Annotated in this window: 26 protein-coding genes and 4 tRNA genes; 29 read left to right on the forward strand and 1 reads right to left on the reverse strand. The window is 49.8% G+C overall.

Annotated elements, in window-relative coordinates:
• The first annotated feature begins 1 nt into the window (after nt 1).
• The 17 genes from WCV85_02240 to WCV85_02320 all read left to right on the forward strand — a co-directional run bounded on the left by WCV85_02240 (nt 2) and on the right by WCV85_02320 (nt 15,572).
• Nucleotides 2-598, forward strand: coding sequence for a hypothetical protein (locus tag WCV85_02240; protein ID MFA6473671.1), 597 nt, complete (start codon nt 2-4; stop codon nt 596-598).
• A 61-nt stretch (nt 599-659) separates the two neighbouring features.
• The gene (locus tag WCV85_02245; protein MFA6473672.1) at nt 660-1,454 is read left to right on the forward strand and encodes a hypothetical protein; all 795 of its coding nucleotides are present in this window, start codon (nt 660-662) and stop codon (nt 1,452-1,454) included.
• Between the two features lie 27 nt (nt 1,455-1,481).
• Complete coding sequence (locus tag WCV85_02250; protein ID MFA6473673.1) at nt 1,482-1,811, forward strand: hypothetical protein; 330 nt, start codon at nt 1,482-1,484, stop codon at nt 1,809-1,811.
• A 1-nt stretch (nt 1,812) separates the two neighbouring features.
• Nucleotides 1,813-2,370 (forward strand): hypothetical protein, encoded by a 558-nt coding sequence (locus WCV85_02255; GenBank protein MFA6473674.1) that lies wholly within the window; start codon nt 1,813-1,815, stop codon nt 2,368-2,370.
• Between the two features lie 17 nt (nt 2,371-2,387).
• Nucleotides 2,388-3,017 (forward strand): HAD family phosphatase, encoded by a 630-nt coding sequence (locus WCV85_02260; protein ID MFA6473675.1) that lies wholly within the window; start codon nt 2,388-2,390, stop codon nt 3,015-3,017.
• A 17-nt stretch (nt 3,018-3,034) separates the two neighbouring features.
• Nucleotides 3,035-3,721, forward strand: coding sequence for a pseudouridine synthase (locus tag WCV85_02265; GenBank protein MFA6473676.1), 687 nt, complete (start codon nt 3,035-3,037; stop codon nt 3,719-3,721).
• Nucleotides 3,722-3,819: 98 nt separating this feature from the next.
• Nucleotides 3,820-4,230 carry a septum formation initiator family protein gene (locus WCV85_02270; GenBank protein MFA6473677.1) on the forward strand — a complete coding sequence of 137 codons (411 nt, stop codon included), beginning with the start codon at nt 3,820-3,822 and terminating at the stop codon, nt 4,228-4,230.
• A gap of 10 nt (nt 4,231-4,240) precedes the next feature.
• The gene (locus WCV85_02275; protein ID MFA6473678.1) at nt 4,241-5,380 is read left to right on the forward strand and encodes a peptidylprolyl isomerase; all 1,140 of its coding nucleotides are present in this window, start codon (nt 4,241-4,243) and stop codon (nt 5,378-5,380) included.
• Nucleotides 5,381-5,389: 9 nt separating this feature from the next.
• Nucleotides 5,390-5,463, forward strand: a tRNA-Gly gene (locus tag WCV85_02280).
• Nucleotides 5,464-5,617: 154 nt separating this feature from the next.
• Nucleotides 5,618-5,692: transfer RNA gene (locus tag WCV85_02285), tRNA-Thr, on the forward strand.
• A 167-nt stretch (nt 5,693-5,859) separates the two neighbouring features.
• Nucleotides 5,860-7,821 (forward strand): RlpA-like double-psi beta-barrel domain-containing protein, encoded by a 1,962-nt coding sequence (locus tag WCV85_02290; protein MFA6473679.1) that lies wholly within the window; start codon nt 5,860-5,862, stop codon nt 7,819-7,821.
• Nucleotides 7,818-8,498, forward strand: a complete 681-nt coding sequence (gene ftsE, locus WCV85_02295) for a cell division ATP-binding protein FtsE (GenBank protein MFA6473680.1) — start codon at nt 7,818-7,820, stop codon at nt 8,496-8,498. Before WCV85_02290 ends, ftsE begins: the two co-directional genes overlap by 4 nt.
• The gene (locus tag WCV85_02300; GenBank protein MFA6473681.1) at nt 8,495-9,421 is read left to right on the forward strand and encodes a permease-like cell division protein FtsX; all 927 of its coding nucleotides are present in this window, start codon (nt 8,495-8,497) and stop codon (nt 9,419-9,421) included. The genes ftsE and WCV85_02300 overlap by 4 nt, the downstream gene beginning before the upstream one ends.
• Before the next feature lie 28 nt (nt 9,422-9,449).
• A tRNA-Gln gene (locus WCV85_02305) sits at nt 9,450-9,523 on the forward strand.
• Between the two features lie 117 nt (nt 9,524-9,640).
• Nucleotides 9,641-11,641: a UvrD-helicase domain-containing protein gene (locus tag WCV85_02310; protein ID MFA6473682.1), complete on the forward strand. Its 2,001-nt coding sequence runs from the start codon at nt 9,641-9,643 to the stop codon at nt 11,639-11,641.
• Nucleotides 11,642-12,063: 422 nt separating this feature from the next.
• Entirely contained in the window at nt 12,064-12,801 is a 738-nt protein-coding gene (locus WCV85_02315; protein MFA6473683.1) for a hypothetical protein, read from the forward strand.
• Between the two features lie 74 nt (nt 12,802-12,875).
• A complete protein-coding gene (locus WCV85_02320) occupies nt 12,876-15,572 on the forward strand; it encodes a peptidoglycan DD-metalloendopeptidase family protein (protein MFA6473684.1) in 2,697 nt (898 codons plus the stop codon).
• Between the two features lie 77 nt (nt 15,573-15,649).
• On the opposite strand, the gene WCV85_02325 is transcribed toward WCV85_02320, so the two are convergent.
• Nucleotides 15,650-17,053: a hypothetical protein gene (locus WCV85_02325; protein MFA6473685.1), complete on the reverse strand. Its 1,404-nt coding sequence runs from the start codon at nt 17,051-17,053 to the stop codon at nt 15,650-15,652.
• 628 nt (nt 17,054-17,681) lie between these two features.
• Between WCV85_02325 and WCV85_02330 the strand changes: the two genes are divergently transcribed.
• From WCV85_02330 to WCV85_02385, 12 genes are all read left to right on the forward strand, one after another.
• A tRNA-Asn gene (locus WCV85_02330) sits at nt 17,682-17,757 on the forward strand.
• Between the two features lie 498 nt (nt 17,758-18,255).
• Entirely contained in the window at nt 18,256-19,419 is a 1,164-nt protein-coding gene (gene metK / locus WCV85_02335; GenBank protein MFA6473686.1) for a methionine adenosyltransferase, read from the forward strand.
• A 102-nt stretch (nt 19,420-19,521) separates the two neighbouring features.
• Nucleotides 19,522-19,797, forward strand: coding sequence for a hypothetical protein (locus WCV85_02340; GenBank protein ID MFA6473687.1), 276 nt, complete (start codon nt 19,522-19,524; stop codon nt 19,795-19,797).
• A gap of 81 nt (nt 19,798-19,878) precedes the next feature.
• Nucleotides 19,879-20,517 (forward strand): protein-L-isoaspartate(D-aspartate) O-methyltransferase, encoded by a 639-nt coding sequence (locus WCV85_02345; protein ID MFA6473688.1) that lies wholly within the window; start codon nt 19,879-19,881, stop codon nt 20,515-20,517.
• A gap of 7 nt (nt 20,518-20,524) precedes the next feature.
• Complete coding sequence (locus tag WCV85_02350) at nt 20,525-21,598, forward strand: sugar phosphate nucleotidyltransferase (GenBank protein MFA6473689.1); 1,074 nt, start codon at nt 20,525-20,527, stop codon at nt 21,596-21,598.
• Complete coding sequence (gene mltG, locus WCV85_02355; protein MFA6473690.1) at nt 21,595-22,614, forward strand: endolytic transglycosylase MltG; 1,020 nt, start codon at nt 21,595-21,597, stop codon at nt 22,612-22,614. The genes WCV85_02350 and mltG overlap by 4 nt, the downstream gene beginning before the upstream one ends.
• A gap of 1 nt (nt 22,615) precedes the next feature.
• Nucleotides 22,616-23,311: a UMP kinase gene (pyrH, locus tag WCV85_02360; GenBank protein MFA6473691.1), complete on the forward strand. Its 696-nt coding sequence runs from the start codon at nt 22,616-22,618 to the stop codon at nt 23,309-23,311.
• Between the two features lie 431 nt (nt 23,312-23,742).
• Nucleotides 23,743-24,267: a 50S ribosomal protein L10 gene (gene rplJ / locus WCV85_02365; GenBank protein ID MFA6473692.1), complete on the forward strand. Its 525-nt coding sequence runs from the start codon at nt 23,743-23,745 to the stop codon at nt 24,265-24,267.
• Between the two features lie 37 nt (nt 24,268-24,304).
• Nucleotides 24,305-24,715 carry a 50S ribosomal protein L7/L12 gene (gene rplL, locus WCV85_02370; GenBank protein MFA6473693.1) on the forward strand — a complete coding sequence of 137 codons (411 nt, stop codon included), beginning with the start codon at nt 24,305-24,307 and terminating at the stop codon, nt 24,713-24,715.
• A 149-nt stretch (nt 24,716-24,864) separates the two neighbouring features.
• A complete protein-coding gene (locus tag WCV85_02375) occupies nt 24,865-25,797 on the forward strand; it encodes a hypothetical protein (protein MFA6473694.1) in 933 nt (310 codons plus the stop codon).
• Nucleotides 25,798-25,911: 114 nt separating this feature from the next.
• Nucleotides 25,912-26,100: a hypothetical protein gene (locus WCV85_02380; protein MFA6473695.1), complete on the forward strand. Its 189-nt coding sequence runs from the start codon at nt 25,912-25,914 to the stop codon at nt 26,098-26,100.
• A 119-nt stretch (nt 26,101-26,219) separates the two neighbouring features.
• A complete protein-coding gene (locus WCV85_02385; GenBank protein ID MFA6473696.1) occupies nt 26,220-26,750 on the forward strand; it encodes a hypothetical protein in 531 nt (176 codons plus the stop codon).
• The last annotated feature ends 6 nt before the right edge of the window (nt 26,751-26,756 follow it).

Below are 26,756 nucleotides of genomic sequence, written 5' to 3' on the forward strand. Positions count from 1 at the left end.
TATGACAAAATATTTTGTTAATTCCGGTGGACTATCCAACAAGCCTGAACTCGCAAAAAAATTCTACAATGAATTGCTGAAGGAATTTGGCACAAAACCCAAAGTATTGCTCTGCTATTTTGCAGTACCGCGAGAAGATTGGGATGAAAAGTATAAACAGGGGATAGAGAGAATTCGTGCGGCGGTTACAAACGGTGTTGAACCGATTTTTGATATTGCATTTCCCGATACTTTTGAGAAGCAGGTTGTTGACGCTGACGCAGTGTACATTAGCGGTGGAGATGATCTCTTATTGCAATATTGGTTACGGCAGTTTGATTTGCAGAAAATATTTCAAGGAAAAACTATTGGTACAAGTTCAGCAAGTTCCCATGCAATGGCAAAACATTTTTGGACCTGTGACTGGCGAAAATGTATGGATGGACTTGGGATACTTCCAATAAAATTTCTAGCTCACTATAAGTCTGCATACGGCCAAGATGATTTACGTGGTCCCATTGATTGGGACAAGGCATATGCAGAGCTTTCGAACTATGGCGATGCATCCCTACCCATTCATGCACTTAAAGAAGGATATTTTGTGGTGATTGAGGTCTAGCGAGTATTAGGAAGACTGGTTCCCAAACACATTATCAAATGACGTATTGTAAAAGCACCGCATGATCCAGACGCTATTTCAGAAATTTGTCCAAGCTATTTTCCGACCCAAAGTTCGGAAGTTTGAGCATACAATTGGGTATGCGCTCGCTTTTCGGAAGATTCCTGGCCGTTTTATTCAGGGCATGGTTGAGTGGGACATAACGAATACATTTAAGAAATTTGGAATCAATGTGGAAGAAGGGGTTGATTACTGGACCATGGGGCATATTGTGCATGGCAGTTCTACTCGATTTGACCGACATGCCCCGGAGTATCAAGCCTGGCTTGGAGGATATATCGTGAAGCTCCCATCGCAAAAAACCTGGACAGTACAGGATCATTTTCAGTTGGCGATCGCTGACCAAAACAGTTGGCTGCATACCTTTGGCGATCCGCAACCAATGACCTCCATTGAAGGATGGGAATTTACGACTAGCGGTTCACTTACCGCCGGTCAGTATGTCGGCCAGCTCTACGAAGGTGGCTGTACAACCCACAGTGATGTTGGCAATGGCACACCCTCTTTGAAGCTCCGTCTTGAGTCTGATGTCATGGCTGACTTATTTAACCTTTCCAATCCTGACTTGCATATCACAGGGAAAATGTTGCTTCCAGGCATAGCCCCAAATCCTTACGAAACCTTGAGACTTCGAGGCTATGTAGCAATTTTTCATGTAGACGACAATGTGAAAGTTGTACTGTATGGAAACGGTGCAATTGTCCAAACTCCGGAGCGTACTGTTGATACGTTTGAAGTTTTGAAGCATGATTTGCTTGCAGCTATGCAATCCTGCGAGATTACAAAGATAGCTTGAACTCATAAATATTTATCAAAGAGATACATGTCTCTAGTCCTCATCGCACAGTTCTTCATAGCCGCAACAGTCAGTTTTTTGCTATGCAAAATTTTCCTTGGCAAGTACGAGGGTGATAAAATTGGGCGGTCTATTCGGCCCAAGCTTGGAAAGTATAGAGTGCATATCCACCATTGGATTTGGCTCTCGGTTGCACTGATCATTCTCCTCGTCGTTAATGTGCATCATCCAGTACTTCTTGGCCTTATTGTTGGCTCCATTATCCAAGGCCTACTGTACAGAGACAGGTTCATCATCGTCTATCAAGACAAAGATTTCGAAAAGATATACTCGAAGTATAGAAAAATCCCCAGCTAATATGAGAGTAGGGAATGCGCAATTCAAAATTGGCTTCTGGCACCCATTTGGTCCTCACGCCGGAGAGAACGCTGATGAAATTATTGTAAGAAAGCAACGTGAGATTAGGAGAATAGGTTGGACCCTTTGGTCTTTCCAACATCGGAAAACCCTTGAGCTTTGGTATCATGAGATTCAAAAGAAGAAACCTGGTAGGGTTTTGGTTTTTTGTTCTGAAGGTAAAGGATCACGCGATCCAATAGGGGAACGAAAGAATTGTAATTACTTCTTACCAGTAGGTAAGAAAAAGGCACAAAGAATTCCCTTCCCAATAAGCGTTCCTCACCCGATGGGGAGGAAGACGCAAGGATCAGCTTTCATTGTCAAAAGAGTCATGTATCCTGTACATTTCAAGACAGCAACAATTCAATGGTTGAAGGATGGAAAATGGCAAAGTAAGCAATTACCAACACGACCAGAGTATTTAATTAAACCTGGACATGGGAAGCCAATGAGAAAATTTCGTGCAGTACTTGAATTGAGACCTCCCTACCTCGCTGAAGTTAGAATAAGGCCCTAGTATTCGCTGAAAAATGTATGGCGAACCAAGAATCTCAAAAAACCATTAAGGCTATTATTTTTGATTTTGGAGACGTTATTTGTTTTTGGGATGATGAGACAATGAGCCCCAAACGGGCACAGTCCCTCAATTTACCCAAAGACAGTATCCATGATCTTTTTTTCGAGTATTTACGAGAGGGTGGAGATGGAAAGTACCATAGCGCGCTTGATTTTTACGACCGAGCAAAACCGCAAACCCCAATTTCCCGTGAAGTTTTTGAGCAATTATTTACAGAATGGGATAGCACCAGCCATATAGATGAAGAAATGGTTAGGCTCATTAAAAAATTGAAGCGCACCTACAAAATTGGCTTGCTTTCCAATTTTACCAAAGGGTTAGAAGAGTATTTGATTGACCGCTTTCATATGCACCGTCTCTTTGATTCAATTGTTAGTTCTTACAACTTAAAAATGCGAAAGCCAATTTTGGATGTGTATCATTATTCGGCCAAGGATCTTGGCGTCCAGCCTGAGGAATGCCTCTTCATTGATGACATTGAAAAGAATGTCCAAGCTGCAAGGCAAATTGGGATGCAAGGGATTGCTTTTACAAACCTGGAAAAATTGAAAGAGCAGTTGCTTGGTATTCTTGGCTTGAAGGTTTAGACTTGGGTCCTACTACCATGGCTCCCACCCGCCTCCAAAAATTTATTGCCAGTACGGGCATTGTGTCCCGCCGGAAAGCGGAGACGCTCATTACTGATGGTCGGGTTTTTGTAAATGGCGAAAAAGTGACCAAGCTTGGGACAACCATCAACCCTGCCGTGGACATGGTGGAGGTGAATGGGCAGATGCTCACCTCCGTTACAGACTTCCGGTACATTGCCTGCAACAAACCTGTTGGCGTCACCTGCACCCGGGCGCAGTACCAAAGTGAGCGGACGGTGTATCAACTTATTCCCGATGCTCGTGATTTAGTCATCGCTGGTCGCTTGGACAAAGACTCGGAAGGCCTGGTGCTTCTTACCAATGATGGCGAATTGACCAACCTGCTGACCCATCCACGGTACGAACATGAAAAAGAGTATGAAGTCACCTTGTCCCGGCCGCTGAGCACGGAGGCAGACCGCGCGCTTACTGAAGGAATCAAGCTCAAAGAGGGGATGGCCAAGTTTGATAGGATCGAACGGGTGTCGCCCCAAATCTACCACGTGACCCTGCACCAGGGCTGGAACCGGCAGGTGCGGCGGATGTTTGGGCAATTGCAGGGTGATGTGCTCCGGCTCCGTCGGATTCGAATGAATAAGCTGACTTTGGGTCGGCTGCAGCCGGGGGCGTGGAAAGCAGTCCAACGGGCGGATATTCTGTAAAATTGGGGTGAACAACCTGTGAAGGCGAAAATGTGCTATAGTTGACGAACCGGTAGTTTTTTGTCAGAATAGTAACCGGTGCATTCACACATTTCGTCATGTCTGCAGCAAAAGGAAAAGGAAAATTTGCGCGTCTCCTGACCTCCCGAGGCGTCATCGTGCTCGAGGTCTTGATCATTGCCTTTCTCCTGGTAGGGATTACCAAAGAGATTGTCCGGCGGGTGGCGTTGCGGCGTGAAGTGGCCGTGCTGGAAAAGCAGATTGCGGAGCTGGAAGCGCAGAACCGCAGCCTGGGCGAGTACGTGGCTGCCATTAATACGGACAGTTTCCGGGAGCGGGAAGCGCGCAAACGCCTGAATCTGCAGAAACCTGGGGAATCCGTGCTCATTGTGCCGGATACCACAACAACCGAAGACGCCACGGACACAGTTGCCACAACGCAGCAAACCACTTCCAAATCTTCAAATTCTCATCGCTGGTGGACGTACTTCTTTGGCTCCGCCTCCTAACCCCGTGCATATGCCTGACCAAAACCCAGTAAGCAACGTGCCAGATACTTCACTTCACCCAGAGCACGCGGCCGTGCACGCGGAAATTGCCAAAGCCCCTGGCAGCTTGCCAGATCCAGAGCACCATGGCTTGAAGCAGTTGCCACCGCCACCTATCCACTGGGCAAAGCGGATTGGGTTGTGGCTTGGCGCGGCCATTGTAGTTATTGTTGCCGTTTTTGCCGTTGGGTACATGCGCTTTAGCTGGCAGCAGTCCACTCTGCTTTTACCGGCACAGGTGTTGCCCTACCCCGTGGCTATCGTCGCCGGGCAGTGGGTATCCTACGCTGACTATCAGAAAGATGTGCCAAATATTTCTCGGTATTTGGAACGCAATTCGCCACCAGACGCAAAGGCGAATGAGCCCTTGCCGTGGGACGTACGGGTGCGCCAACTTGCGCTGAACAAGATGGTGGGGGAGGCGCTTTTGGCAAAATTGGCCAAAGAGCGAAAAGTGACGGTGACCGATGCAGATGTGAACCAAACTTTTGACGCTTTTGTGCAGCAGTACAGCGGCACGAACAACGTGGAAGAGGATATTCAAAATCTCTACGGTTGGACCGTGGAGCAATTCAAGGTGAAAGTGATTCGACCGCAGGTGTACCAGCAGAAGTTGGCAGATTCCTACATTGCGGAAATTCGGAAGGAAGCTGATGGTGTGCGTACAGAAGTGATGGCAGATACCAAGCGGTTTGCTGACATTGCCAAAGAGAAAAGCGATGACGTGAGTGCGACCAAAGGTGGCCAGCTGGAAGCAATCAAGAGCGACAAGATCGCTGACGAATATGGCACTGCGGCAGAAGCGGTGGGTGCGTTGAAGGAAGGTGCAATTTCTGAGGTGCTGGAAACCCCGCGCGGGTTTGAAATACTGTGGTTGGAAAAGCGGACGGCAGGCGCAAAGAGCACGGATCCAGCCACGCTCATGCTTCGTCGGATTCTGGTCACGGCTGATGTGAGTACCTGGCTGCAGGACAAAGTGAACACCTTGGCGGAAGAAGCAAAGGTGATGCTCTTTGAACCCCGGTTCCGCTGGGAAGCGAAGTGTGGCATTTTGGAAAAGAGCGAACCAAGCTGTACGGAAGCTGCCACGGACACCAATACCAACCAATAAAATTTGTTGGCGGGTATAGTACAGTGGTAGTATGCATCCTTCCCAAGGATGAGATACGGGTTCGATTCCCGTTACCCGCTCCAGCCTTCGCCTCGAGCTCTGGCGAGGGCGAAGGCTGTCCTCCGAAGCTTCCGAGCGAAGGAGGGTACGACGTCTGTACTCAGGCTACGGCCGGCAAGCCAGCTCGCATAACTCCGCCAACGCGGCGAACCTTTCCATCGTTTTCCAAAAGTGTATGCCGATGTAGCTCAGTGGTAGAGCAACGCTTTTGTAAAGCGAAGGTCGGCGGTTCGAATCCGCCCATCGGCTCCAGCCTTCGCCTCGAGCTCTGGCGAGGGCGAAGGCTGTCCTCCGAAGCTTCCGAGCGAAGGAGGACAAAAAGTTGTTCTCAGAGCTACGGCCGGCAAGCCAGCTCGCTTTGCCCACAAAGTCCAAGAAAAACCTTTTCATCACACACATCGCCGCATAACCCACATACCATGACTCAGCGACAGTACATCAAAAAGAGTCTAATCATCCTCGCCTTGGTTGTTGGCATTGGCTTGGTTGCGCCAGCGCGCGCAGCTGAACCAACTGTGGTGCACCTTTCAGCAGACTATGCAACCAAAGGCCAGGAAATCCGAGTAGAGAATGCGTTCATCCTTGGTTTACGGCCAAACCTTTTTGCTGCACCTGCGCAGGTCACGGTAACGCCTGATGCAGCCCTCCCAACCGCGCTACCTAGCCGTTACACCGCTGCTGGCCGAGCTTTCAGTGTGAGCATCACCCCAGCGGATGGCGCAACCATTGCTTCGTCTGACCTCTGGTTGAAACAGCTCGCCACGCCCGTCGTCAATACCAAGACTGTGCTCCTGAGTTACGCAAACGGAACCTGGAGTATTGTGGGTACCAAACTTGGAACTGATAATTTCCTCACCGGCGCAACCCGCGCTTTGTCTTTCACCGTTGTTCCGGTAACCGATGTTGCAACCACGGCTGGAGTTTTTGGTCCCGATGCGGTGGTTTCGCCGTCCAGCACGGTTCTCCCAGTTGATCCAACAAGCGCAGCACAGCAGATTGGGTACAAATCCTACACGCTGACCCTACCCAAAGGGGTAGTTCCAGCGGCTGGGTCGTTCCTTGCAACACCAGATGTTCCATTACCTTCACCACTCCCAACCTACGTGAAGCAGCGCGCGGCTGCAGTGTACGTATCGCTCAATGCCCCGGATGCGTCACTCCTTCGTTTCAATGCGCCCGGCTTAACCATTGCACCAAAAGTTGCGGTGCAGAATTACCGTCCGCTGTACATCTACTTCTACAACCCCGTGCGGAAAGTGTGGGAGGTGACGAAGAACAAACTTTTTACCAACGGCTACCTGGTGGTGGTGGAAGATCTGCGTGAAGAAGTGGGGATTGCCAGCTGGTATCGCAGTACCAAGTACCCAGATGGCGTGGCGCACAATGTCTACCCCATGGGCACCAAGCTGAGGGTAACGAATGTAGAAAATGGAAAATCCACCATCGTCAGAGTGGTGTCCCGAGGACCTTACGTCCGCGGGCGGATAGTGGACCTGGTGTATACAGCCTTCAAGAAAATTAAAGGAACAAATGGTGGTGTGGCAAAAGTGAAAGTTGCAGCAGTCACCCCACTCGTTGCAGGTGAGCAGGTTGTTGCCCCAACGCCAACCCCAACCGCAACGTCAACTACCGCGGTTGCGCTGCCAATTACCAGTACGGCGGGCGCTGTCTACGATGTGGATAAGGGGGTACTGGTTGCGGTGAAAAACGCTGATGAGCGGCACCCAATTGCCAGTTTGTCCAAACTCATGACTGCCCTGGTCTACCTGGATCGGAAGCCAACATTCCAAAATGTGGTGACCTACCAGAAGAGTGATGCTACCATTTGCTCCTGCCTGCAGGTGTCGGTAGGGGAAACGATGACCACGAATGATTTGTGGCATGCCATGCTCATTGGGTCGGCGAATAATGCCACCCGCGCCTTGGTTCGATCCACCAAACTCACGGATGCGCAATTTGTGAAACTCATGAACGAGAAAGCCCAAGCATTGGGTTTGACCTCACTGACGTTTGGCGATCCCACAGGTCTGGACCCTGCAAACCAGGGCTCAGCTGCAGACATGGCCAAGCTCGCCGCTATTGCCTTCAGCAAGCCAGAAATCCAGCGTGTCTCGGTGAAGAAGTTCTACACCTTTAGCACCTTGAATACAAAGAAAGCGCACACCATAACGAATCGGAATAAGTTGTTGCAGACGCAGTGGCAAATTACCGGCATCAAAACCGGATACATTGAGGAATCCGGTTACTGTCTCATTGGCCAGGTGAAAGGGAAGACCACGAGCCGGACACTGGTTGCCGTCACCCTTGGGAATATTTCCAGCACCAAGCACTATGCGGAAATGGAAAATGCCTTCAGCGTCGGTTTTGCAAATCTCAAATGATTACGCTGGAGAACGTTACAAAGTTTTACCCACACGGCGTGACAGCGCTGAAGGATATTTCGGTGCGGATAGAGTCGGGTGAGTTTGTCTCCATTGTGGGGCAGTCGGGTACTGGGAAGACGACCTTGGCAAAACTCATTATTGCAGAGGAGCAACCCAGCTCTGGCCGGGTGATTATTGGCGATTGGGATATTACAAAAATTAACTCCAAGGACGTGCCGCTGCTTCGCCGGCAAATTGGAGTGGTGTTCCAAGATTTTAAACTCCTGCCCCAGAAGACGCTGTTTGAGAATGTCGCCTTTGCCTTGGAGGTGTCTGGAGCGTCAACGGAGAAAATTAAGCAGATTGTCCCGCAGGTGCTAAAAATTGTGGGCCTGGAGCACAAGCAGAAACGTTTCCCCCGGGAAGTGTCGGGTGGGGAGCAGCAGCGGGTAGTCATTGCGCGGTCATTGGTACACCGGCCCAAGATTTTGGTGGCGGATGAACCAACCGGGAATTTGGATACTATTAACGCTCATGAAATTGTGGAGCTGCTTTTGAAGATTAATAGCTTCGGCACCACCATCGTCTTGGTGACCCACAACCGGGAAATTGTGAATGGTCTGCGGAAACGCGTGCTCACCATGGATCGGGGGCACCTGGTGGCTGACCAGAGTACTGGAAAATACCGCTTATGATCCTTCTGCAAACTTCACGCGCGCTCAAGTTTGCCGCCCAGAATTTTAAGCGAAATTTGTGGTTGTCGATCGTGACCGTCATCATCCTCACAGTGGCAACCTTTTCCGTAAGCTTAGTGGCTGCCCTCCAAGCCTTAGGCCAACGTGCGTTGCAAACCGTGGAGCAGCGCGTGGATGTTTCTTTGGAATTGAAACGGGAGGTGACTGATGCGCAGGCGCAAGAACTCCGGGAGCGTTTGGCGCAATTGCCACATGTGCAGAAGATTGTTTTCCAGAGCCAAACTGAAGCGTTGGAAGCGTTTCGAACGTTGCACGCCGATGACCCAAATATTCAGCAACTGCTACAAGAGCTAACGGAAAATCCTCTACCAGGTCGGTTGGTTATTACCGCTGAACGATTGGAGGATTACGAAACTGTGCTGCAAGCTATTGATTCCCCTGAGAACAGCGGTCTGGTAGAGAATAAAGATCGAGACTTCAAGGACGCCAAAGCTGTGATGGAGAAGTTGCAATCCATTACCCAACGAGTACGGCAAGTGGGTTTTGCGGTGAGTGCCGTGTTCGTCTTGCTCTCGCTCATTGTGGTGTTCAATACCATCCGGATCGCCATCTACACTCATCGGGAAGAGATTGGGATCATGCGCTTGGTAGGTGCATCCAATGCGTTCATCCGCGCGCCTTTCATACTCGAAAGTGCATTGTATAGTATCATTGGCGCGGGTGCTGCAGTGCTGCTGATGCTCTTCCTGTGGCAGAGCGCTGCGCCAGCGATGCATAGGTTTTTCTTCAGTGGCACAGATGTGAGTGTCCAAGGGATTTTGCAAACCAATTTTTGGCCAATTCTGGGCTTCGAATTTTTGGGCGCTGTGGTGCTCTGTGTGGTCAGCGCAGTCATTGCCACCCGGCGGTACTTGAAAGTCTAGGCAGGGGAGTGTAACCTCCAGGCAATACTCCGGGATCGTCTAACGGCAGGACATGGGCCTTTGAAGCCCAGTATCTTGGTTCGAATCCAAGTCCCGGAACCATAGAGGAAAACCAGTATCTTCGGAACAACTTTTGCCCTTGCTTGTGGATAACATGCGTCTGCCAGGCCTCTTGTGGGGCTAGAGCATCGGCTTTATCATTGCGTTGGTGGAATAGTATTGATTATCTATGGAATGAAAAGGAGCAAATCAATGGCAATAAGATATCTCATTAATGCAGATGGCAGACCCTTCGATACTGAGGAACTCAAGGTGCTTCGTCAGTCCCTTGAAAGGCTTGATGACACAAAACGTGCTGAATATAGGAATGCGAATGCAGCGGCGATAGCCCAATTGATCGGATCAAATGACTTGATTGTGTCGGGTCCAGGAACTGGAAAAAGCCATCTGTTTCTAGAGAGAATCGATGCTTGGTACACGAACGACAACGACGCTGAAGTTATTGTAACAACTTTCGTACGCAAGCTCGTTGCGGATTTACAAGGCGACATACAACAGGACACGAAGCTTTCAACTGAACAAAAGAAGAAAATAACAGTTTCGACACTTCACAGACTAGCTCGAAGCGTTCTAGAAGAAAATGGTGGTACCCAGGAGTGGCCGTTTGAAAGGTATATTCGAATCATTGGTCAATCTTGGAAGACTGTTGTTTGGGCCGATGCCCTTGCTCTTTCATCGGTTCAAGAGGACGCTGAGTACACGTGGAGTGCGTTTGAAGAGCAACTACATACCGCAATTCCAAAGACGACTGGTGAATGGAAGACGATACATTACTCATACAATACTTTGTGCAAATTTTATAACGCTGCTGGCTTCGCTGATCTCATTACTAGAGCACGTGATGCCTTGCAAGAGAACGCAACTCTGATTGAGCCATCTTACTATATCGTGGATGAATATCAGGATTTCAACGAGGCAGAGAATCAGTTCATTAGTCGACTTACGCAGAACGCTAAGGAATTGCTGATTGTCGGAGATGACGAGCAAGTGCTCTATGAGAAACTTAAGTCGGGGAACGCTGCGCTTATTCGAGGACGCTATAAGGACGAGAAGATTGTTAACGCAATGTTACCGTTTTGTGGACGCTGTAGTTATCACATCACTAAAGCTGCAGACGCTTTCATCTCACAGTCTGCGGATGCGAACAGAATTGAGAAGCTCTACCTTCCAATTAAAAGTCGGGACGATAAACCGAAAGTGCAAGTCGTTGCATGTGCTACACCATCAGCAGCGATCGACTACCTTTCGAAATTCGTCAAGGATCATAAACTGGAAATCGAAGCGCGAATGAAAGAGTTAGCCGAAGGAACGAAGAAAGACGCTTTCCTGTTAATTCTTTCGCCGTCGCGTGGCGCAACGTTCTTGGGAAAGGATAACGTTGGAGAACTCGAGAAATTGATTGCACCGTTTCGTGGTGAGGGGCATGGTTTTGACAGTGACTACTATAGACTACTAGCCTACTATTCGGTTGCAAAGAATCCCAACGGGAACTTCGCTTTCAGGAAAGTCATGTTCTATGAGAACCTCTCTCCAGAGAGATCTGTAGAGTTGATTGAAAAGGCATTAGCAAACGGTGTCCATCTTTGCGATCTTGATGACGAAGAAATCGTTGACATTAATAAGAAATGTTTGCAGGTAAAAGCAATCCTGGATGAATTGTCGGATATATCTAAGTCGCTCAATCTACTTAGCAAAATTTTAGGTGAGTTGAACAAAGAGGCACTTCTTCTCGACCTGGAAAATAGACCGATAAAAGAGCATGAAATTGCCACTTTGGAGGAAGAGGCTGATGACGCGGCAGAAGTATCGGAGCTTCAGGCGGGTTCAATGAGTGCTGTTGAATTCCTCACTATAGTTGGGTCCAAAGGGTTGTCGGCAGACAATGTTATCATCTTAGGGTTTGACAATGTGAACATGAGCTACACAACTCAAAATGCTTTCTATGTTGCAGTAACTCGTGCGAGAGAAGGTCTACATTTGTTAACGGCGCTGCAGGCGCGTGGAGCGAGTGCAGCTCACGGCTTCTTGGAGCGACTCCCAGACGATAATACAGATTTCAAGTCTTACAAGAAGACCGGCGGAGTCTTGTCGGATCTTGGGTCAAAGCAGGGGTTTAAGGATTACTTAGGAAAGCTGGTTTATGCGAGGAATAGGCGTTAGTTATCGTCAGAATTGCAATATTAGATTGTCCAACAAAGCGTTCAGGATATTCAATGCTGTGGAGAGTTATCCCCAACTTTGCGTAAAAGGAGTTCTTTTCGACAATTGATCTCCAAAGTGGACGAGACTATGATGCTTTCATCGCTGAATCCGTGGCACGCGAAATTTCTAAGCTCTCCAGCGTCTGTTTGAACGTGGGTCGACCGGGGTTTAACAGGTAAAAGGTTCGAACATCCTTCACCAGGGTGAACCAGAAAAATATGTGGACTCCAATGTAACATGGGGTTGCTTTAGTTATTATTCGAAATTGTGGTTCGAACCGAAGTGTATTTCTGATTTTTAAAAAACACGCATGATGGATGTTGTTGACAACCCTCGAAAACTGCGCGAGGCTGAAAGTATCTCATTAACCAAGCAAACGTATGGATTCCACACCATCGAGTCAGCCAACCCCCAAGAAGCCAAGTAGTACCCTAAACTGGGCTATTTTGGTGGTTATTCTCGTGGTAGCTGTTGCTGGGGCCATCTACGCGGTAACGCGAAATACTTCTACATCGAACAGCAATGACAATACTAACGTTGTTCTCAACCAGAACACGAATGTCGTAGCTAATTCAAATACTGTCTTGAACACGAATACTGTCGCAAATGCCAATTCGACTATAAACTCCAATGCTAACGCTGCGAACAATTCGAATACAAATACCTCTGTAAGCACAGCTGGGTGGAAGACGTATGAGAATAGTGCCTGGAAGTTTTCTTTTAAGTACCCCAAAGAATGGACATTTATCCGCGATTTGTTACCCAAGACAACTAAGGATGGAACATCACCAACAGAGAATTTACTCATTGGTTTACCGATAGCAGATAATCAGGATGCCCGTCCTTCCATCAATATCATAATAAATCCAAGTGGATTCGGACCAATTTTCCCCGACTTGGTGTATACAATTAAAAAAGCAGCAACAGGCTTCGCCATTGTTGAAGAGAAAACAGTTACTACCGATGCGGCCACCGAGCCTGGCTTCTACCAAATTCAAGCAATAACTTCGTCAGATTCACAAGTCTTTGATATATTTTTTAGCACAAACGAAAAGGATAAAGACACATGGGCTCCGCTAGTAAAAACAATCTTATCCACATTTCGATTCACAAACTAAGCATCAGCAAAGAGGTAAAAAGTAATTTGAAAATTGAGACATAAAAAACAAAAAACCTGAAAGGAGAAACAGTAATGAAGAAATTGTTGTTCTTGGTGTTGGCGATAATGATTGCTTTCACAAGCAATGTTTATAGCCACGATGGAGTTCCTGAAGCTAGTACAGGCTTCAGGCAACCGCTAGATAACTACAATTATAGTGGTTATCACTACAATGAGTGGTCAGACGTATCAGGGTGTTACCATCCCGGTTCTGACTACAACGGTGCAAATACTTCTGGGGATGGAGACCTCGGCAAGGACGTACTTGCAGTAGCAAATGGTAAAGTTGTTGACATAGTAACCAATGCCTCTTTTGGGCTCTGCATGACTATTGAGCATAGATACTACGATACAACTGTTTACAGTCAGTATGCCCATCTCCAAAGTACGTTGGTCTCGGAAGGTGGTAACGTTACAAAGGGGCAGCATATTGCCGAACTAGGCAATTCTGGTACATCTTGTGGCACCAACAACGCACACTTACATTGGGAGATTAGAAAAAAGGAGAATGATGACGCGCACACCGCTGATTGGTGGAACACGTCATCATTTCAGTCGAGAACCAATGTAAAGAATGGGTACGAAGATGCTACTCTCTGGTGTTCTCATCACGCGTCATACGAAGATATTCAAGCCAAATTCGATGACGTGAAGCAGAGGAACGGTGGCACCTCAACGGTTGGGTCTAACACCAACGCTATACACTGGTATGGTGCCTACTTGCGGCAGGACTTCTCTGGTGGTTCATATGGTACCTGCTGCATCATGTTCGACCCGTACAACCAGGTGTATAACCCAGCTGCGACGAACGAAGCATACCTGCTCCGTACCGGCTTCTACAGCTACTACATCAACAATGGCGGATGGGGAGCAAGAGGTTGCCCCTCCCGTGACGAGTACACCACCGGGGACGGAACGAATTCCATCCAGTTCTTTGTTCGACGCGTCTGGAATGCAACGAAGGGTGGGTATCATGATGTGGGTATATGGGAAACCCAGTTCCACTATATGTACTACGACCCGACGCCACCGCAAGGGAACGACGTCATCGAGTGGTACTCGACCTACGCCACAGACTGGGTCTCCCAAACTCCGGGCGGCGTGACGACCATGGTCCAAGGTTCCAGCCAGACGTTTACCGTGCACTTCAAGAACACGGGCACGACGACCTGGTACAACAATCTCAGTGCGTACCCGTACGACTACATTTCCCTGAAGTCCGCAGACCCGAGTGGGAACACGGCCGTGAGCCTCCTGAACAACCCGTATAATGGGAACCTCGGCTGGCTCAATGATCAGACCCCCTGCACCATGCAGGAAGCTTCGGTCGCACCCAACGGCACAGCGACTTTTACCTTCACCGGTATGGTGGCCCCTGACCGGCAGTTGGGGCTCATGGACGTGTACTTCCGCCCCTCACATAGTCTTGCAGGTTTGCTTGACGGCTGGGACGGCATGCACTTCCAGGTGAACGTCGTTGCGGCGCCAACCACGCCACTCACGTACATGACTGGCCCCGCACCAGATGCGACGATTGCAGGGATGATTGCGAGTAGGAAAACCACCCCGCTGAACAACAAAAACCCGTACGGCTTCTGGCAGAGCCCGCAGCAAGTGAGCGGCGGGTTCAATGCCACGTACTGGTGGTACGACTACAGTACAACCGAGGCGTACATGCCAGACTACACCTCGAGAATCTGCTACGTCTCCGTTGCCACGGGTCAACCCGGTGCAATCGTCCACGACGTGTACGGGGCTGCCCGGCAGTCCTTCTACGTGGGCTGGTGGCCGTGGGATCACTGGGCGCACATGGGCTGGAACTGCGGTGCCTGTCCGAATCCGGCCGGTACCCAAGTAACTAACCAGGGCGGGCCCTACTCCTGCCTGGGCATGCCCATTACCAATTTGTACCGACCCACGCCGAACGAGGGCTACGGACGTCAGGACTTTCAGCGTGGGTACATCATCAACGGCGTGATTTACTGCTACGACCACATCACGGCGTTCACCCCCGGCTGGACCGCGAGCGGTTGGAACCAGTTCTGGTCGTACGCCATCACGGACTGCTACGACCGCTACGGTGCTGCGGCTGGTCTGGGTCACGCGACGCAACTGGTGAACGAGAACTGGGACGGCACGGGCTACAAAATCCAGCCGTTCGACGGCGGGATTTACGGGTCTATCATGCTCGTGTACAACCCCAACGGGCCGAGTGAGGCGTACGGTGTTTCCGGCAGCTTCCTGTATGCGTACACCATGGCCCTCGACGGCAGCGGGGTCCGCATCTCCACGCGGATTGGTTCGCCCACCGAAGCTTTCTCCGGCAACCGGCAGCAGTTCCAGTCTGGGTACATGACCATTAACTACGGGACGAACGAGACCTTTGTGTACCTGAACGACAACACCGAAATCTGGAACAGCCAGACCGGCGCGCACCTGGGTAAAGTCGCGCAGACAGCGCTCCCGAGTGTGTTCGCTGTTGGGCAGAACTACCCGAACCCATTCAACCCGGCAACAACAATTGCCTATACTCTCCCGAGCGCCACGCACGTAACCCTGGATGTGTATAACATCCTCGGCCAACGTGTAGTAACGCTTGTGGATGAACAGCAAACAGCGGGTGAGCATACCGCTACTTGGGATGCTAACCCCTACTCTTCCGGTGTGTACTTCTACCGCCTCCAGGCTGGAGAAGCCACGGAGACGAAAAAGATGCTCTTACTGAAGTAACTCAACCTAAAACCTTAACACGCCCTGCGGACACAATCCGTGGGGCGTTTTTCTATTGTAGCGTTTGCGCTCAGAAATTACTCGACCCAGGCCGCATTCATACACGGTTCTATGGTTTGTGTGTTTTTCGTTTGTAGTGAATAAATGTCGCACTTCCTCTGCCCAGAGTCTGGGTTGAACCCCTGGAGCAGGATGTTTGTACTATTCGCTGACCATACGGCATCAATGTTGCCACCCAAGGGCTCGAGGGGGTAGTTAGCGAACAGTTGCTCTCGCGTATTGTTCCTGAGGTCGAGGAGGTAGATGTCAGCTTTCGGGCTATTGCCCGCCGTTGCGAAGATGTTGTGTGCTTGGAAATCCGTAAAGTTAATCGACGACGCGGCGTAGACAATCTTTGTCTTGTCAGGTGCGATGCGCCAGAAGATATCCCAGTAGTAATCTTCAGGAACAATAGGTCTTTCTTGGCCTGATGCAGTCGTCACCCTGATGATCCGATAATCTCCGATTTTATTCTCGACACGGGCGAGTATTGTCTGGTTATCGAGCCAGCCAAGGAGGTAGGCTCGTTCATTCTTGTAAAGCTGATTGACGGTGTATGTTTGTAAATTCAAGACGACAATTCCCTTGCCACAATTATCAATAGCGAGCTGATTGTTGTCTGGTGAAAAGTATTTACTGCCGTTCCACCAGTACTGCTGACTATATCGGGACTCATCAAACTGGCATATGGGTGTGTCGGTATCGTAGGTGGAGTACGGGCTAAACTGGATGCTTATTGGTTCATTCTTTTGATTCAGGAATTTTTTCTCTGTACCATCCCCGATATCAAAGGCGTAAATATTGGTATTCTTCCCAGTAGGTTTTTCGTTTTTAGTGTAAAGAATACTTTGCACGTCTGGGGTCCAATAGGATGAGCTAATCGGACTGGGCAATGTTATGGTCTTCTGGGTAAAGGTTGTTGGGTCGATACTGTAGATGGTGCCTTTGTCGCGATCGGTCAAGAAGTACGTCCGTTTATCGAGTTCGCCGATTCTCCCAGCGTTCTCGGGATTGAATACACCTATTTTTTGTAAGGCTGAATTATCAAGGGGATTCACCCGCACAAGGCTTCGCTGCACCGGTTTTGAATACGGTGCGATATCCTCAATGTACGTTAAAGTTGCGTCACCGTTAATTTCCATGCTACTCGGGACAACCCATGGATTCTTTAGATCGAAGCTACCAACCCCTGGGGAGTTCAAAAAATAGATTTTGCTATACAGCGTCTGCATTTGATCCTTGTCGTAGTATTTGTACACAATTTTCTTAACTTGGTCATTCAATAATAACCCTTGAATACTCTCACTGGACGACGCGTTCGTGTTGTCTACGCTATGAACTTTTTGCTGCAGCAAAAAATACCCGCCCAGAACTAGAGCCAGGATAACCATTCCAAAGACTACAGTGAGGGCTCGCTTCAATGGTTTCGATAGATTTTTCATCTCTCAGTATGAGTTACGAACACACCTACAGACTAACCCCGTCTCGGCTGTGAGTCAATTTGGTTGCCGTTATTAGCACTGGCGGAAGGTGTAGGATTCGAACCTACGAGGGGTTTGAGCTCTAATGGGGCGTTTTTCTGTTCAGCAATGCAGGCCTGAAACAATGTTGAGTAGGGTGTGGGGTATCTTACAGAGCTACTGTTTGTAATCAAAAATTAGACTTTCCGCTCAATGCATCGGTTCTAACGTCGTCCAGCAATCGGAACCAGCTCGTTTCGTGCTCACAGTTCCGCGTGACGCGTTTTCGCGCATCCCGCTCCACCGTTCACACGAAGCCTCGCTTTGCCCCACAGACGCGTGCTCACCACGAAGACGTGGTTGCGCGCCACATCTGTGGGGACCCCAGAAGAAGTAGAGAATGGCTTTATTGCCTGATTCTCCCACACAATTGACAGTTTTTGATACTCACGTTATCCTCTTTGTGTATGCAACACACTCGTAATAATAATTGCACAGAAATTTCCCGACAAACGCCGGTGTAGTCTTGCATACGTAGAAACATCTTACCCGGCGAATGTCGCCGGTTTTTTGTTATTTCCTCCTGCGCGAAAGCTTCGGAGGACAATGGTCCGGGGTAGTTGAGTTGGCACAACGCCGCGCTGTTAACGCGGATATCGCAGGTTCGAGTCCTGCCCCCGGAGCCAGCTCGTTTCGCGCTCAGAGCTGCGCGTATCCGGTTGCTACCGAATCCGCTCCGCCCGTCGCGCGAAGCCTCGCATTACCCCACGAACGCGTGCTCACCCCGCAGACGGGGTTCCGCGCCACATTCGTGGGGGCCCCAAAGATTTGGACGATCCTGCATCCCGTCGAATTTATTCTGTCGAATGACAGGATGACGGGGCTCGCTTGACCCCAAGAGGGGTACAACCTTGGCGCTGAGGAGTTTTTGTGTTACACTTTTTGTACAATTTCATACGTATCAAGAGTGCTGGGGAGGGATCTCGCCCGCGTGCATCACAAGGTGCACATGACCCAGCCGACAACCTGTCACTTGTTTCGCCCCACGGCATGCCGTGCACCCGAGCGAAGCGAGTGGTGCACGGTGCCACTTCGAGCCCCTCGTGGGGGAGATACCAAACACGTCTGCTGACGTCCTCCCTGTACGAGTGACGTCATCTTTTTTCGCTCCAACGCATCTTCCTATGCCTACAGGTACGCATATCTTCACCTCCGAGTCAGTCACCGAAGGTCACCCAGACAAAGTGTGTGACCAGATTTCCGACGCGATTTACGATGCGATGGTCAAGCAAGATCCAGACACGCATGCGGGCATTGAGTGCTTTGCCACAACCGGTTTGGTCATGGTTGGCGGAGAAGCGCGCACCACAGCCTACGTGGACATTCAAGACGTGGTGCGGAAGACGTTGCACCGCATTGGGTATGATAGTCCGGATTTTGGATTTTGCTATAAAGACATTGGCGTGATCAGTACTTTGCACGAACAGTCTCCAGATATTGCCCAAGGTGTGGACGAGGGTGCAGGTGAATTCAAAGAGCAGGGAGCAGGGGATCAAGGGCTGATGTTTGGGTATGCGAGTGATGAGACACCAGAATTCATGCCCTTGCCTATTTCGTTGGCGCACAAGCTGGCGCGGAAACTTGCGGAAGTTCGAAAAGATGGGACACTGCCATACCTCCGACCAGATGGGAAAACTCAGGTGAGCATTGAGTACGTGGATGGGAAACCCACCCGCGTGGTCACCGTCGTCGTGGCTGCGCATCATGCCGAAGATGTGGACATGGCCAAGTTGCGGAAAGATATTACTGAGTTGGTTATCAAACCTATTCTGGGTACCTGGTATAAGCCGGAAACGAAGACGTTCATTAATTCCACAGGGAAGTTTGTCCTGGGTGGTCCACCAGCTGATGCGGGACTCACAGGCCGAAAAATTATTGTGGATACCTATGGCGGGTCTGCGCCGCACGGGGGTGGGTGCTTCTCCGGTAAGTGCATTACCAAAGTTGATCGAAGTGCAGCCTACGCTGCCCGGTACATTGCCAAGAATGTTGTGGCCGCTGGTCTGGCCAAGCGCTGCTTAGTGCAGCTGGCGTACTCCATTGGCGTGGCTGAACCGGTTTCTATCATGCTGGAAACCTACGGCACAGGGACACAGACCGACGAAGTCTTGGCAAAACTGGTTGCGCAGCACTTTCCCATCAAACCTGCAGACATCATTGCTCAGCTGAACCTGAAGCAGGCGATATATGAGCCGACTGCAGCGTATGGTCACTTTGGTCGCACGGACGTCCAATTCCCTTGGGAAAAGCTGGATAAGGTGGAAGTGCTGAAAAAGCACGTCGTATAGTAGTCTCGCATTTTTGGATTTCCGAGCCTATACTACGGGTAGGTGGATTTCCTATAGTCTAATGAAACCCCTATGCCCCAAACAGAGGCTCGGAATTACGACATGTTTGTAGAAGCAGAGCGTGCAAAGGAAATGCAGAAACTGGAACTGCAAGCTGCGCTGCTAGAACTGGCAGAGCAAATTGAAGGTGCCATAACCGAGGCACATTTTCAGGGGTTGATTACAAGAACCGTAGAGCATTATTTAAAGAAACACCAAATGCAGCTTTCCACAGAAGGACGTGTTTGTATTGCTGAACTAAAGAATCATGGGGAACTGACAGAAACGACAGTTCCAGGTATTGTTGCACGTATCGTTGAAAGTGCGGAGCCAATCTAATCAAGCCTGGGGGAAAACACACCAGGAGAACCCGCAAGTATGTTGGGGTGCTTGTGGTATACTTTGCATATAGTATGCCCTATGGCCCACTTAGTTGAAGATCTCATACACAAAGGCGCACTTTCTTCCGAACCGGTGATTGCCGCGTTTCGGAAAGTTCGACGACAAGATTTTGTGCACCAAGATATGCTTCTACATGCCACGGAAGATACGCCCTTACCCATTGCGCATGGACAAACTATTTCCCAACCAAGTACTGTAGCGACGATGCTTGAATTGCTACACGTACAACCTGGCGACCGGGTTCTCGAAGTTGGTTGTGGGTCTGGATGGCTGACTGCTCTACTCGCTGAGCTGGTAGGCTCTTCAGGTTTTGTCTACGCCATTGATATTATCCCGCAGCTGGTTGACTTGACGATGGAACATTTAGAGAAGTACAAGTTTACCAACGTGGAAGTGAAGTGGGGGAATGGGTGGGAAGGGAATGTGACCCATGCACCCTACAATCGGATTATTGTTTCCGCCGGCGCGGTTGAAACCCCCAGTGTATTGGTTGACCAGCTAGCACGCGGTGGTCGACTGGTCGTTCCTGTGGGTGGGGATGTACAAGATTTAGTTGTCGTTGAGAAACGGAGTGACGGGAAAGTGGATACGGAGAAGTTTCCTGGTTACCAATTCGTTCCTCTGGTTGGCGAAGTGACGCCAATCAGCATCAAGTGATAATTCTATGTACGCTGTCCTCTTAGCGGGTGGTGGTGGCACACGGCTCTGGCCTGTGTCTCGTACCAATAATCCAAAGCAGTTTCAACCCTTCTTGGGTTCTAAGACATTGATCCGGGCAACCTACCAGCGCCTGCGCAAGGGTTTTCCGGTGGAGCGAATCTACGTATCAACGAATGAGCTGCAACGAAAGCTCATTGCTCGGCAACTCCCCAGCGTTCCACTGCGGAACTACATTGTCGAACCTGCGAAGCGGGACACCGCGCCAGCCATTGGTTTGGTGGCAACCGTCCTTGCGAAGCAAGACCCAAAGGCAGTTTTTGTTACTGCGAATGTGGATCACTACATTGAGAAAGAAGCAGCCTACCACCAAGCACTGCGTGCTGCTGGAAAGGTTGTACAGAAACATCCAGATACCATTGCACTTCTCGGTGTGAATCCAACATACCCGGAGACTGGGTATGGATACATAAAAATGGGCCGTCCCGCATTCCGAATCGGCAAACAGGAAGTTTTTCACGTCGATCGCTTTGTGGAAAAACCAGATTTCGCCACGGCCCAAAAGTACCTGAAGCGCTGGGAGTACTTGTGGAATCCAGCCATGTTTGTGTGGCGTGCCAGCACCTTGCTTCACCTTTTCCAAAAGCACTTACCTCAGCACGCAAAGATTTTGCATCGTATTGGCGCTGCGGTGGGCACACCTCAAGAGCGATCAGTCATTCGTAAAGACTTCCCAAGCCTCAAGCCAATTTCCATTGACTACGGGATTATTGAAAAAACCAAAGACATGCTGGTGTTGCCGGTGGATTTGGGTTGGGCGGATGTTGGGCACTGGCGCACGGTGCGAGATGTGCTTCGGGGTTCACCCAAAGCGAACGTTCTTCGCGGCACGCACATTGGCACCGCAGAAAATTGTTTGATCTACGGATACACCAAGCGGATTATTGCCACCGCCGGTTTGAAAGATATGATCATTGTTGATACCGAGGATGCGCTGCTGGTTTGCCCGGCTGACAAGGCGCAGGATGTGAAGCAGATTGTGGATGAACTCAAAGCGAAGAAATTGAAGCGCCTGCTATGAAGAAACTCTGGTGGCTTCTCCTTGCTCTGCCCTTTCTCTTTCTTGTTATTTTCATTGTGTGGTTTGGGCAGGCGACGTCTGGAGAGGGTCCGCTGCAGAGCCCACAGCAAGTAACCATCACCGCTGGTCAAGGGGTGAATGCCATTGCCGCAGACCTCTCCGCAAAAACCGTGATTGGTTCTGATCTAGCATTCAAGATCAGTGTTGTGCTGGAAGGCGCACGCAACTCTTTTATTCCGGGAGAGTACACCATCCCTGCCAAGGCGAATATCCGAAAAGTCATTGAAATTCTCATCAGCACGCCGGAAGCAGAAGAAGTGAGTGTACGGATTCAAGAAGGCTGGACTGCCAGGGAAATTGGGGATGCTCTGGAAAAAGCGGGTGTGCTTTCGGCTGACGCATTTGTTACTGCTGTCAGCACCCCGGATTCCCGTACCATTGCGCCAGACCGAACCTACGATTTTTTACGCGATAAGCCAGCAACTGCAAACTTGGAAGGGTACTTGTTTCCTGACACGTACAAATTTTTCAAAGATGCAACGGCGAAGCACGTTGTGCAGAAGTTCTTGGATACCTTTGCATCGAAAGTCTCGGCAACGATTCTTTCTGATATTCGTAGCCAAGGGCGAACCGTCTTCGATGTCGTAACCCTAGCAAGTATTGTGGATAAAGAAGTTCGGACTGACGCAGACCGTCGCATTGCCGCTGGGGTTTTCTGGACACGCCTGGCGCATGGCATTGCTTTGCAGTCTGACGCAACGGTGAACTACGTGACTGGGAAGCAAGCCCTCCAGCCAACGAATATCGATCTGAGTACAGCTTCACCGTACAACACGTACCAGAATCGCGGCCTGCCCCCAGGGCCAATTGGCAACCCAAGTTTTTCCGCTATCCGCGCAACCGCGAACCCCCAAGATTCAGACTACCTCTACTTCCTCACCAAGCCAGACGGCACCACGGTCTTCAGCAAAACCTACGAAGAGCACCTGGCCAATAAGCGGAAGTACTTACAGTAGTATGTCCAAAACCCCAATTGTCATTTCGCTTGGTGGCTCGCTGGTTGTACCAGATGAGCTGAACGTCCGCTTTTTGAAAAAGTTTCGTGCGCTCATTTTGCAATTAGTGAAGCGAGGACAACGGTTCATCCTCATCGTTGGCGGAGGGAAAGTCGCCCGGCGGTACCAAGCAGCTGCCAGGCAGGTGACCAAGCTCACCCCAGATGACTTGGACTGGCTGGGTATCCACGCCACACGATTGAACGCTCACCTCTTGCGGACGTTGTTCCGGGATTACGCACATGCGCAAATTATTACCAGCAAAGAGAAGATCAATTCGCGTATCCGATCGAAGATTATAGTGGCTGCAGGATTTCGACCCGGTTCATCTACAGACTACGACGCCGTGTTGCTTGCCAAAGCTTTTGGCGCACAGACAATCCTCAACCTTTCGAACATTGACTACGTCTACGACGCTGATCCGCGCAAGCACCCAAACGCCAAGCCACTGAAGCAGCTGGATTGGCGAACCTTTACGAAACTCGTTGGCACCACCTGGGATCCAGGCGCAAACGTACCGTTTGATCCGGTTGCCAGCAAGTGGGCAGCCAAGTGGGGGATGCAGGTGGTCATTACCAGGGGTACGGATTTCGCAAACCTCCGTGCTTGGTTGGGGCAGGGGAAAGGGAAGGGGACGGTTATTCAAGGAAAGCGGTAGGGTAGAGAACTGTAAGCTGTAGAGGTCTTGGAGGTCCGCAACAATCTGTCATTGCGAGTGACGTGGCAATCTTGCTGTACCACAGAACCAAGATTACTGCCCGTGCTCTTTTTGCATACCTGGTTTCAATAGCACGGTCTGTCCATTAGGATTACCACCCCCTACCCCCTCCTTATGCAAGGAGGGGAGGAGTTTCTCTGTTAGCCATACCTTTTGCCCATCCGACACCCCGACCCTTCAACCCCACTCGCCGCCACACCCAAACCCTACCCTTGACAAGCCTATAATTATTGCATAAGCTCCATACACAGCATCCGTAGACCGCAGGTCCCTTTAGGGATAATGGCTCAGCCACCTGCGCAGGAAGCACCGCTCAGCTTTTTTGAGCGTTTCCCTGTCTACGCCTGCGTAGGCTATTTTTTTACCCACCTATGGCAAAATCTAAACAGCAGAAGCAAGCGACCGTCGCCGGCCTGGAAGCCCAGATTGACGGCATGAAGTCCGTGATTTTTATCGCCACGGATAAGCTTACGGTCAAGGAAGAAACCAAGCTCCGGCAGCAACTCCGTGCGGGTGGTGTGCCGTTCTCCGTGGTGAAGAAAACCCTGCTCAGCCGTGCATTGGAAGCGAAAGGTATCAAGGCTGATGGTACCGCGCCTTTCCGGGGCACTATTGCTGCAGCCTTCGGTGTCGCTGATGAAGTGCAACCAGCAGCTTTGCTCAACAGTTTCATGAAGGGCATCAAGACCGTGAAATTCATGGGCGGGGTGCTCAATGGTCAGTGGATGACCGCGGCCCAAGTCTCCAGCCTGGCAAAACTCCCCAGCAAAGCTGAACTCTTGGCCAAGTTGGTGGGTACACTGCAAGGTCCAACCCGTGGCTTCGTGGGCGTGCTGGCCGGCCCCATGCGTGGATTTATCCAAGTGCTGAAAGCCAAGGCCGAAAAAACTTCCTAAGCTATTTCCTTTCAATAATTTCTTAACCCAGAAACCTATGTCAGACGAAAAACAGCCAGTCGAAGTGCCAGAGAAGTTCAAAGCCCTGGTGGAGCAAATTGAGAAGCTCTCCGTGCTAGATCTCTCTGAGCTTGTGAAAGTGCTCGAAGAGAAGTTCGGGGTTTCCGCCGCCGCGCCCATGATGATGGGTGCCATGCCCGCCGCCGGTGCAGCTGCCGGTGGAGAAGCGGAAGAGAAGTCCACCTTCAACGTGGAACTCACCAGCGCTGGTGGCAGCAAGATTGCGGTCATCAAAGTCCTGCGCGAAGCAACAGGCAAAGGCCTGAAGGATGCCAAGGACATGGCCGACGCCGCACCAAAAGTGGTGAAGGAAAACGCCAGCAAGGAAGAAGCAGAAGACCTGAAGAAGAAGCTGGAAGAAGCCGGCGCCACCGTTACTTTGAAGTAAGCATATCCAGTAAGAAAAAAGACCTCTCCAATTGGGGAGGTCTTTTTGGTAGGAAGAAATAGACCAATAGAACATCGGATATTGACAATCCCCCTTACTTTTTCTAGGGTAAAATGAAACGAAAAGAACCTTAAAAAACTGGAGGAAACATGAGTATAAGAACACTCACGCATCGAAACTTCATTGGCGCTTTGTTTGGTGGTATTGCAGGAATTTTGACCTTCGCCATGGTTGCAGAATGGCTACTCCCCGTTGGTCTGCTGCTCGGGGTGGTCACTGGCTTCTGGTACGATGTCATTTTTGAACGCTGCACGAAGCAGTTCTTCGCAGATCTCGCCGCGGTCTACCTCGCTGTTATCCCACTCCTGGGAATTATGCACCCACTTTGGTTGTGGCAGGGGAGTATGCATGGTGCAACCGGCAACATTGTCATCTCTTGTGTGCATGCTGCAATTTGCGTGTACACCGCTGTACTAACAATTTGGTTTTGCAGCAATATTGTAAGTCCAAACATGAACAGCCAATTTGAAAATATGTCGGTTTGGAAGTACATTCGTATGCGAGCAACTTTCTTTACACTGGCACCAATTGTCGGACTACAATTCTTACTGATTTGTGTACTCTGGGTCACTTTTGGCCTTGCGTACCTAATTGTTGCTGGCATCGCTCTTCCGCCAGTGATATTTCTCCGTAACATGGTTCGGGTGATGGGTCGGTCTGAACATTGGACATGTCTTACAGTAACGTTGATTATTACTGGATTGTGTGCCATGTTTCTACGCCCAACGGTTGAAAACCAAATTGTCCTTTGGGTGACTGCGCTTGTTTCTGGTGTACTATCTGGCTTGTTCACTATAGCTGTGCAGCACTATGTGGCGCCGTACTTTGGAACGAAGAGAATCATTCAATCTTGGATGCAGTCGGGAACACTCAAGTCTGAGTGGAAAAATCGATGGACGCAATTGGCTCTCATAGATCGACTTTCAGTTCTTACGCTTACAAAGCGAGTTTGCGAAGTACTCGATGGGTATAAAGAAATTCTTTGGCCGAAAGAGTCAGAACCGAAACCTGAAAATGCATAAATAACTCATTTAGCGGACTCACTTGAGTCCGCTTTTTTATGCTTGACCAAACCCGTGCTTCCTTTATACTGTAATGCTAACCGAAAGGAAAAAATACAAAATTGCGGAGGAAATATGGCTCAGCAAAAAAAGTGCAAAGGTTGTGGTAAAGTCCTGAGTATGGGTCAAAGTCACAATTGTCCCCGGCTGGATGGACGTACCATAAGCTACAATGATGACAGCTTTCTGGAAATCCTTGCTGACCTGGGTACTGCCGTTATCGATGCAGCAGCAGATATTGATTTCGACTTCGATATTGACTGAGCGAACCTTCGCGAACCCCACCAGGGTTCGCCTTTCTTTTTTTGAGAGGTTTAGCGCTTGACAAAGGCATGTCCTTATGAGAGGCTTTTGGGAACATAAATACCCACATGAGGATAGGTATGCGAAGTACATTACTACAGTGCTTTTTTACATGGCGAGTGAAAACAGCAAATGAAGCAGAGTTAGCTAAGGCAGATGTGATTTTGGTGCAATCATTTGGCCTTCGGTCAGATTCCTCAGGAAAGAGCAACCATATGCTCGCTGCTATAGTTTATCGGTTGCATCATGAGTTGCACATTCCGATCATCGCACAGCATGAAGTGGCAGACTACCTGCCTGAACCGCCGCTCTACGTTATCCAAAAGCACAGGGTAGCAGGGGAGTACCTTGATACGTTTGAGGTCATGGCACAGAGTTATGATGTCTGCGTGCAGCATGCATTCACAAATCCAATTATCGTCGCGCACCCAGACCATCAGTGGCGGGTGATGAAAGTCAGCGAGCGGTTTGGTCTGCATCCACTAGCCGCCGATGTTACGCTTGTGCCGTATGATTGGCTATCGATCCAGTGGTGGACACGGAGGAAAGCGTTTTTCATTTTTCGGGAGCTTCTCGCCCGGTTAAAGTACTGGAAAGAGGGGAAGATCTAAGGTATG

It is taken from the genome of Patescibacteria group bacterium, assembly GCA_041665345.1.
Lineage (GTDB): Bacteria > Patescibacteriota > Patescibacteriia > PEXW01 > PEXW01 > JBAYJA01.

Coding starts and splice junctions, on each gene's coding strand:
- rplL (MFA6473693.1), top strand. CDS start 24,305: ATGTCAGACGAAAAACAGCCAGTCGAAGTGCCAGAGAAGTTCAAAGCC.
- metK (MFA6473686.1), top strand. CDS start 18,256: ATGCCTACAGGTACGCATATCTTCACCTCCGAGTCAGTCACCGAAGGT.
- WCV85_02250 (MFA6473673.1), top strand. CDS start 1,482: ATGTCTCTAGTCCTCATCGCACAGTTCTTCATAGCCGCAACAGTCAGT.
- WCV85_02255 (MFA6473674.1), top strand. CDS start 1,813: ATGAGAGTAGGGAATGCGCAATTCAAAATTGGCTTCTGGCACCCATTT.
- WCV85_02375 (MFA6473694.1), top strand. CDS start 24,865: ATGAGTATAAGAACACTCACGCATCGAAACTTCATTGGCGCTTTGTTT.
- WCV85_02240 (MFA6473671.1), top strand. CDS start 2: ATGACAAAATATTTTGTTAATTCCGGTGGACTATCCAACAAGCCTGAA.
- WCV85_02300 (MFA6473681.1), top strand. CDS start 8,495: ATGATCCTTCTGCAAACTTCACGCGCGCTCAAGTTTGCCGCCCAGAAT.
- WCV85_02270 (MFA6473677.1), top strand. CDS start 3,820: ATGTCTGCAGCAAAAGGAAAAGGAAAATTTGCGCGTCTCCTGACCTCC.
- rplJ (MFA6473692.1), top strand. CDS start 23,743: ATGGCAAAATCTAAACAGCAGAAGCAAGCGACCGTCGCCGGCCTGGAA.
- WCV85_02345 (MFA6473688.1), top strand. CDS start 19,879: ATGGCCCACTTAGTTGAAGATCTCATACACAAAGGCGCACTTTCTTCC.
- mltG (MFA6473690.1), top strand. CDS start 21,595: ATGAAGAAACTCTGGTGGCTTCTCCTTGCTCTGCCCTTTCTCTTTCTT.
- WCV85_02340 (MFA6473687.1), top strand. CDS start 19,522: ATGTTTGTAGAAGCAGAGCGTGCAAAGGAAATGCAGAAACTGGAACTG.
- WCV85_02260 (MFA6473675.1), top strand. CDS start 2,388: ATGGCGAACCAAGAATCTCAAAAAACCATTAAGGCTATTATTTTTGAT.
- WCV85_02380 (MFA6473695.1), top strand. CDS start 25,912: ATGGCTCAGCAAAAAAAGTGCAAAGGTTGTGGTAAAGTCCTGAGTATG.
- ftsE (MFA6473680.1), top strand. CDS start 7,818: ATGATTACGCTGGAGAACGTTACAAAGTTTTACCCACACGGCGTGACA.
- WCV85_02290 (MFA6473679.1), top strand. CDS start 5,860: ATGACTCAGCGACAGTACATCAAAAAGAGTCTAATCATCCTCGCCTTG.
- pyrH (MFA6473691.1), top strand. CDS start 22,616: ATGTCCAAAACCCCAATTGTCATTTCGCTTGGTGGCTCGCTGGTTGTA.
- WCV85_02315 (MFA6473683.1), top strand. CDS start 12,064: ATGGATTCCACACCATCGAGTCAGCCAACCCCCAAGAAGCCAAGTAGT.
- WCV85_02350 (MFA6473689.1), top strand. CDS start 20,525: ATGTACGCTGTCCTCTTAGCGGGTGGTGGTGGCACACGGCTCTGGCCT.
- WCV85_02275 (MFA6473678.1), top strand. CDS start 4,241: ATGCCTGACCAAAACCCAGTAAGCAACGTGCCAGATACTTCACTTCAC.
- WCV85_02320 (MFA6473684.1), top strand. CDS start 12,876: ATGAAGAAATTGTTGTTCTTGGTGTTGGCGATAATGATTGCTTTCACA.
- WCV85_02245 (MFA6473672.1), top strand. CDS start 660: ATGATCCAGACGCTATTTCAGAAATTTGTCCAAGCTATTTTCCGACCC.
- WCV85_02385 (MFA6473696.1), top strand. CDS start 26,220: ATGCGAAGTACATTACTACAGTGCTTTTTTACATGGCGAGTGAAAACA.
- WCV85_02325 (MFA6473685.1), bottom strand. CDS start 17,053: ATGAAAAATCTATCGAAACCATTGAAGCGAGCCCTCACTGTAGTCTTT.
- WCV85_02265 (MFA6473676.1), top strand. CDS start 3,035: ATGGCTCCCACCCGCCTCCAAAAATTTATTGCCAGTACGGGCATTGTG.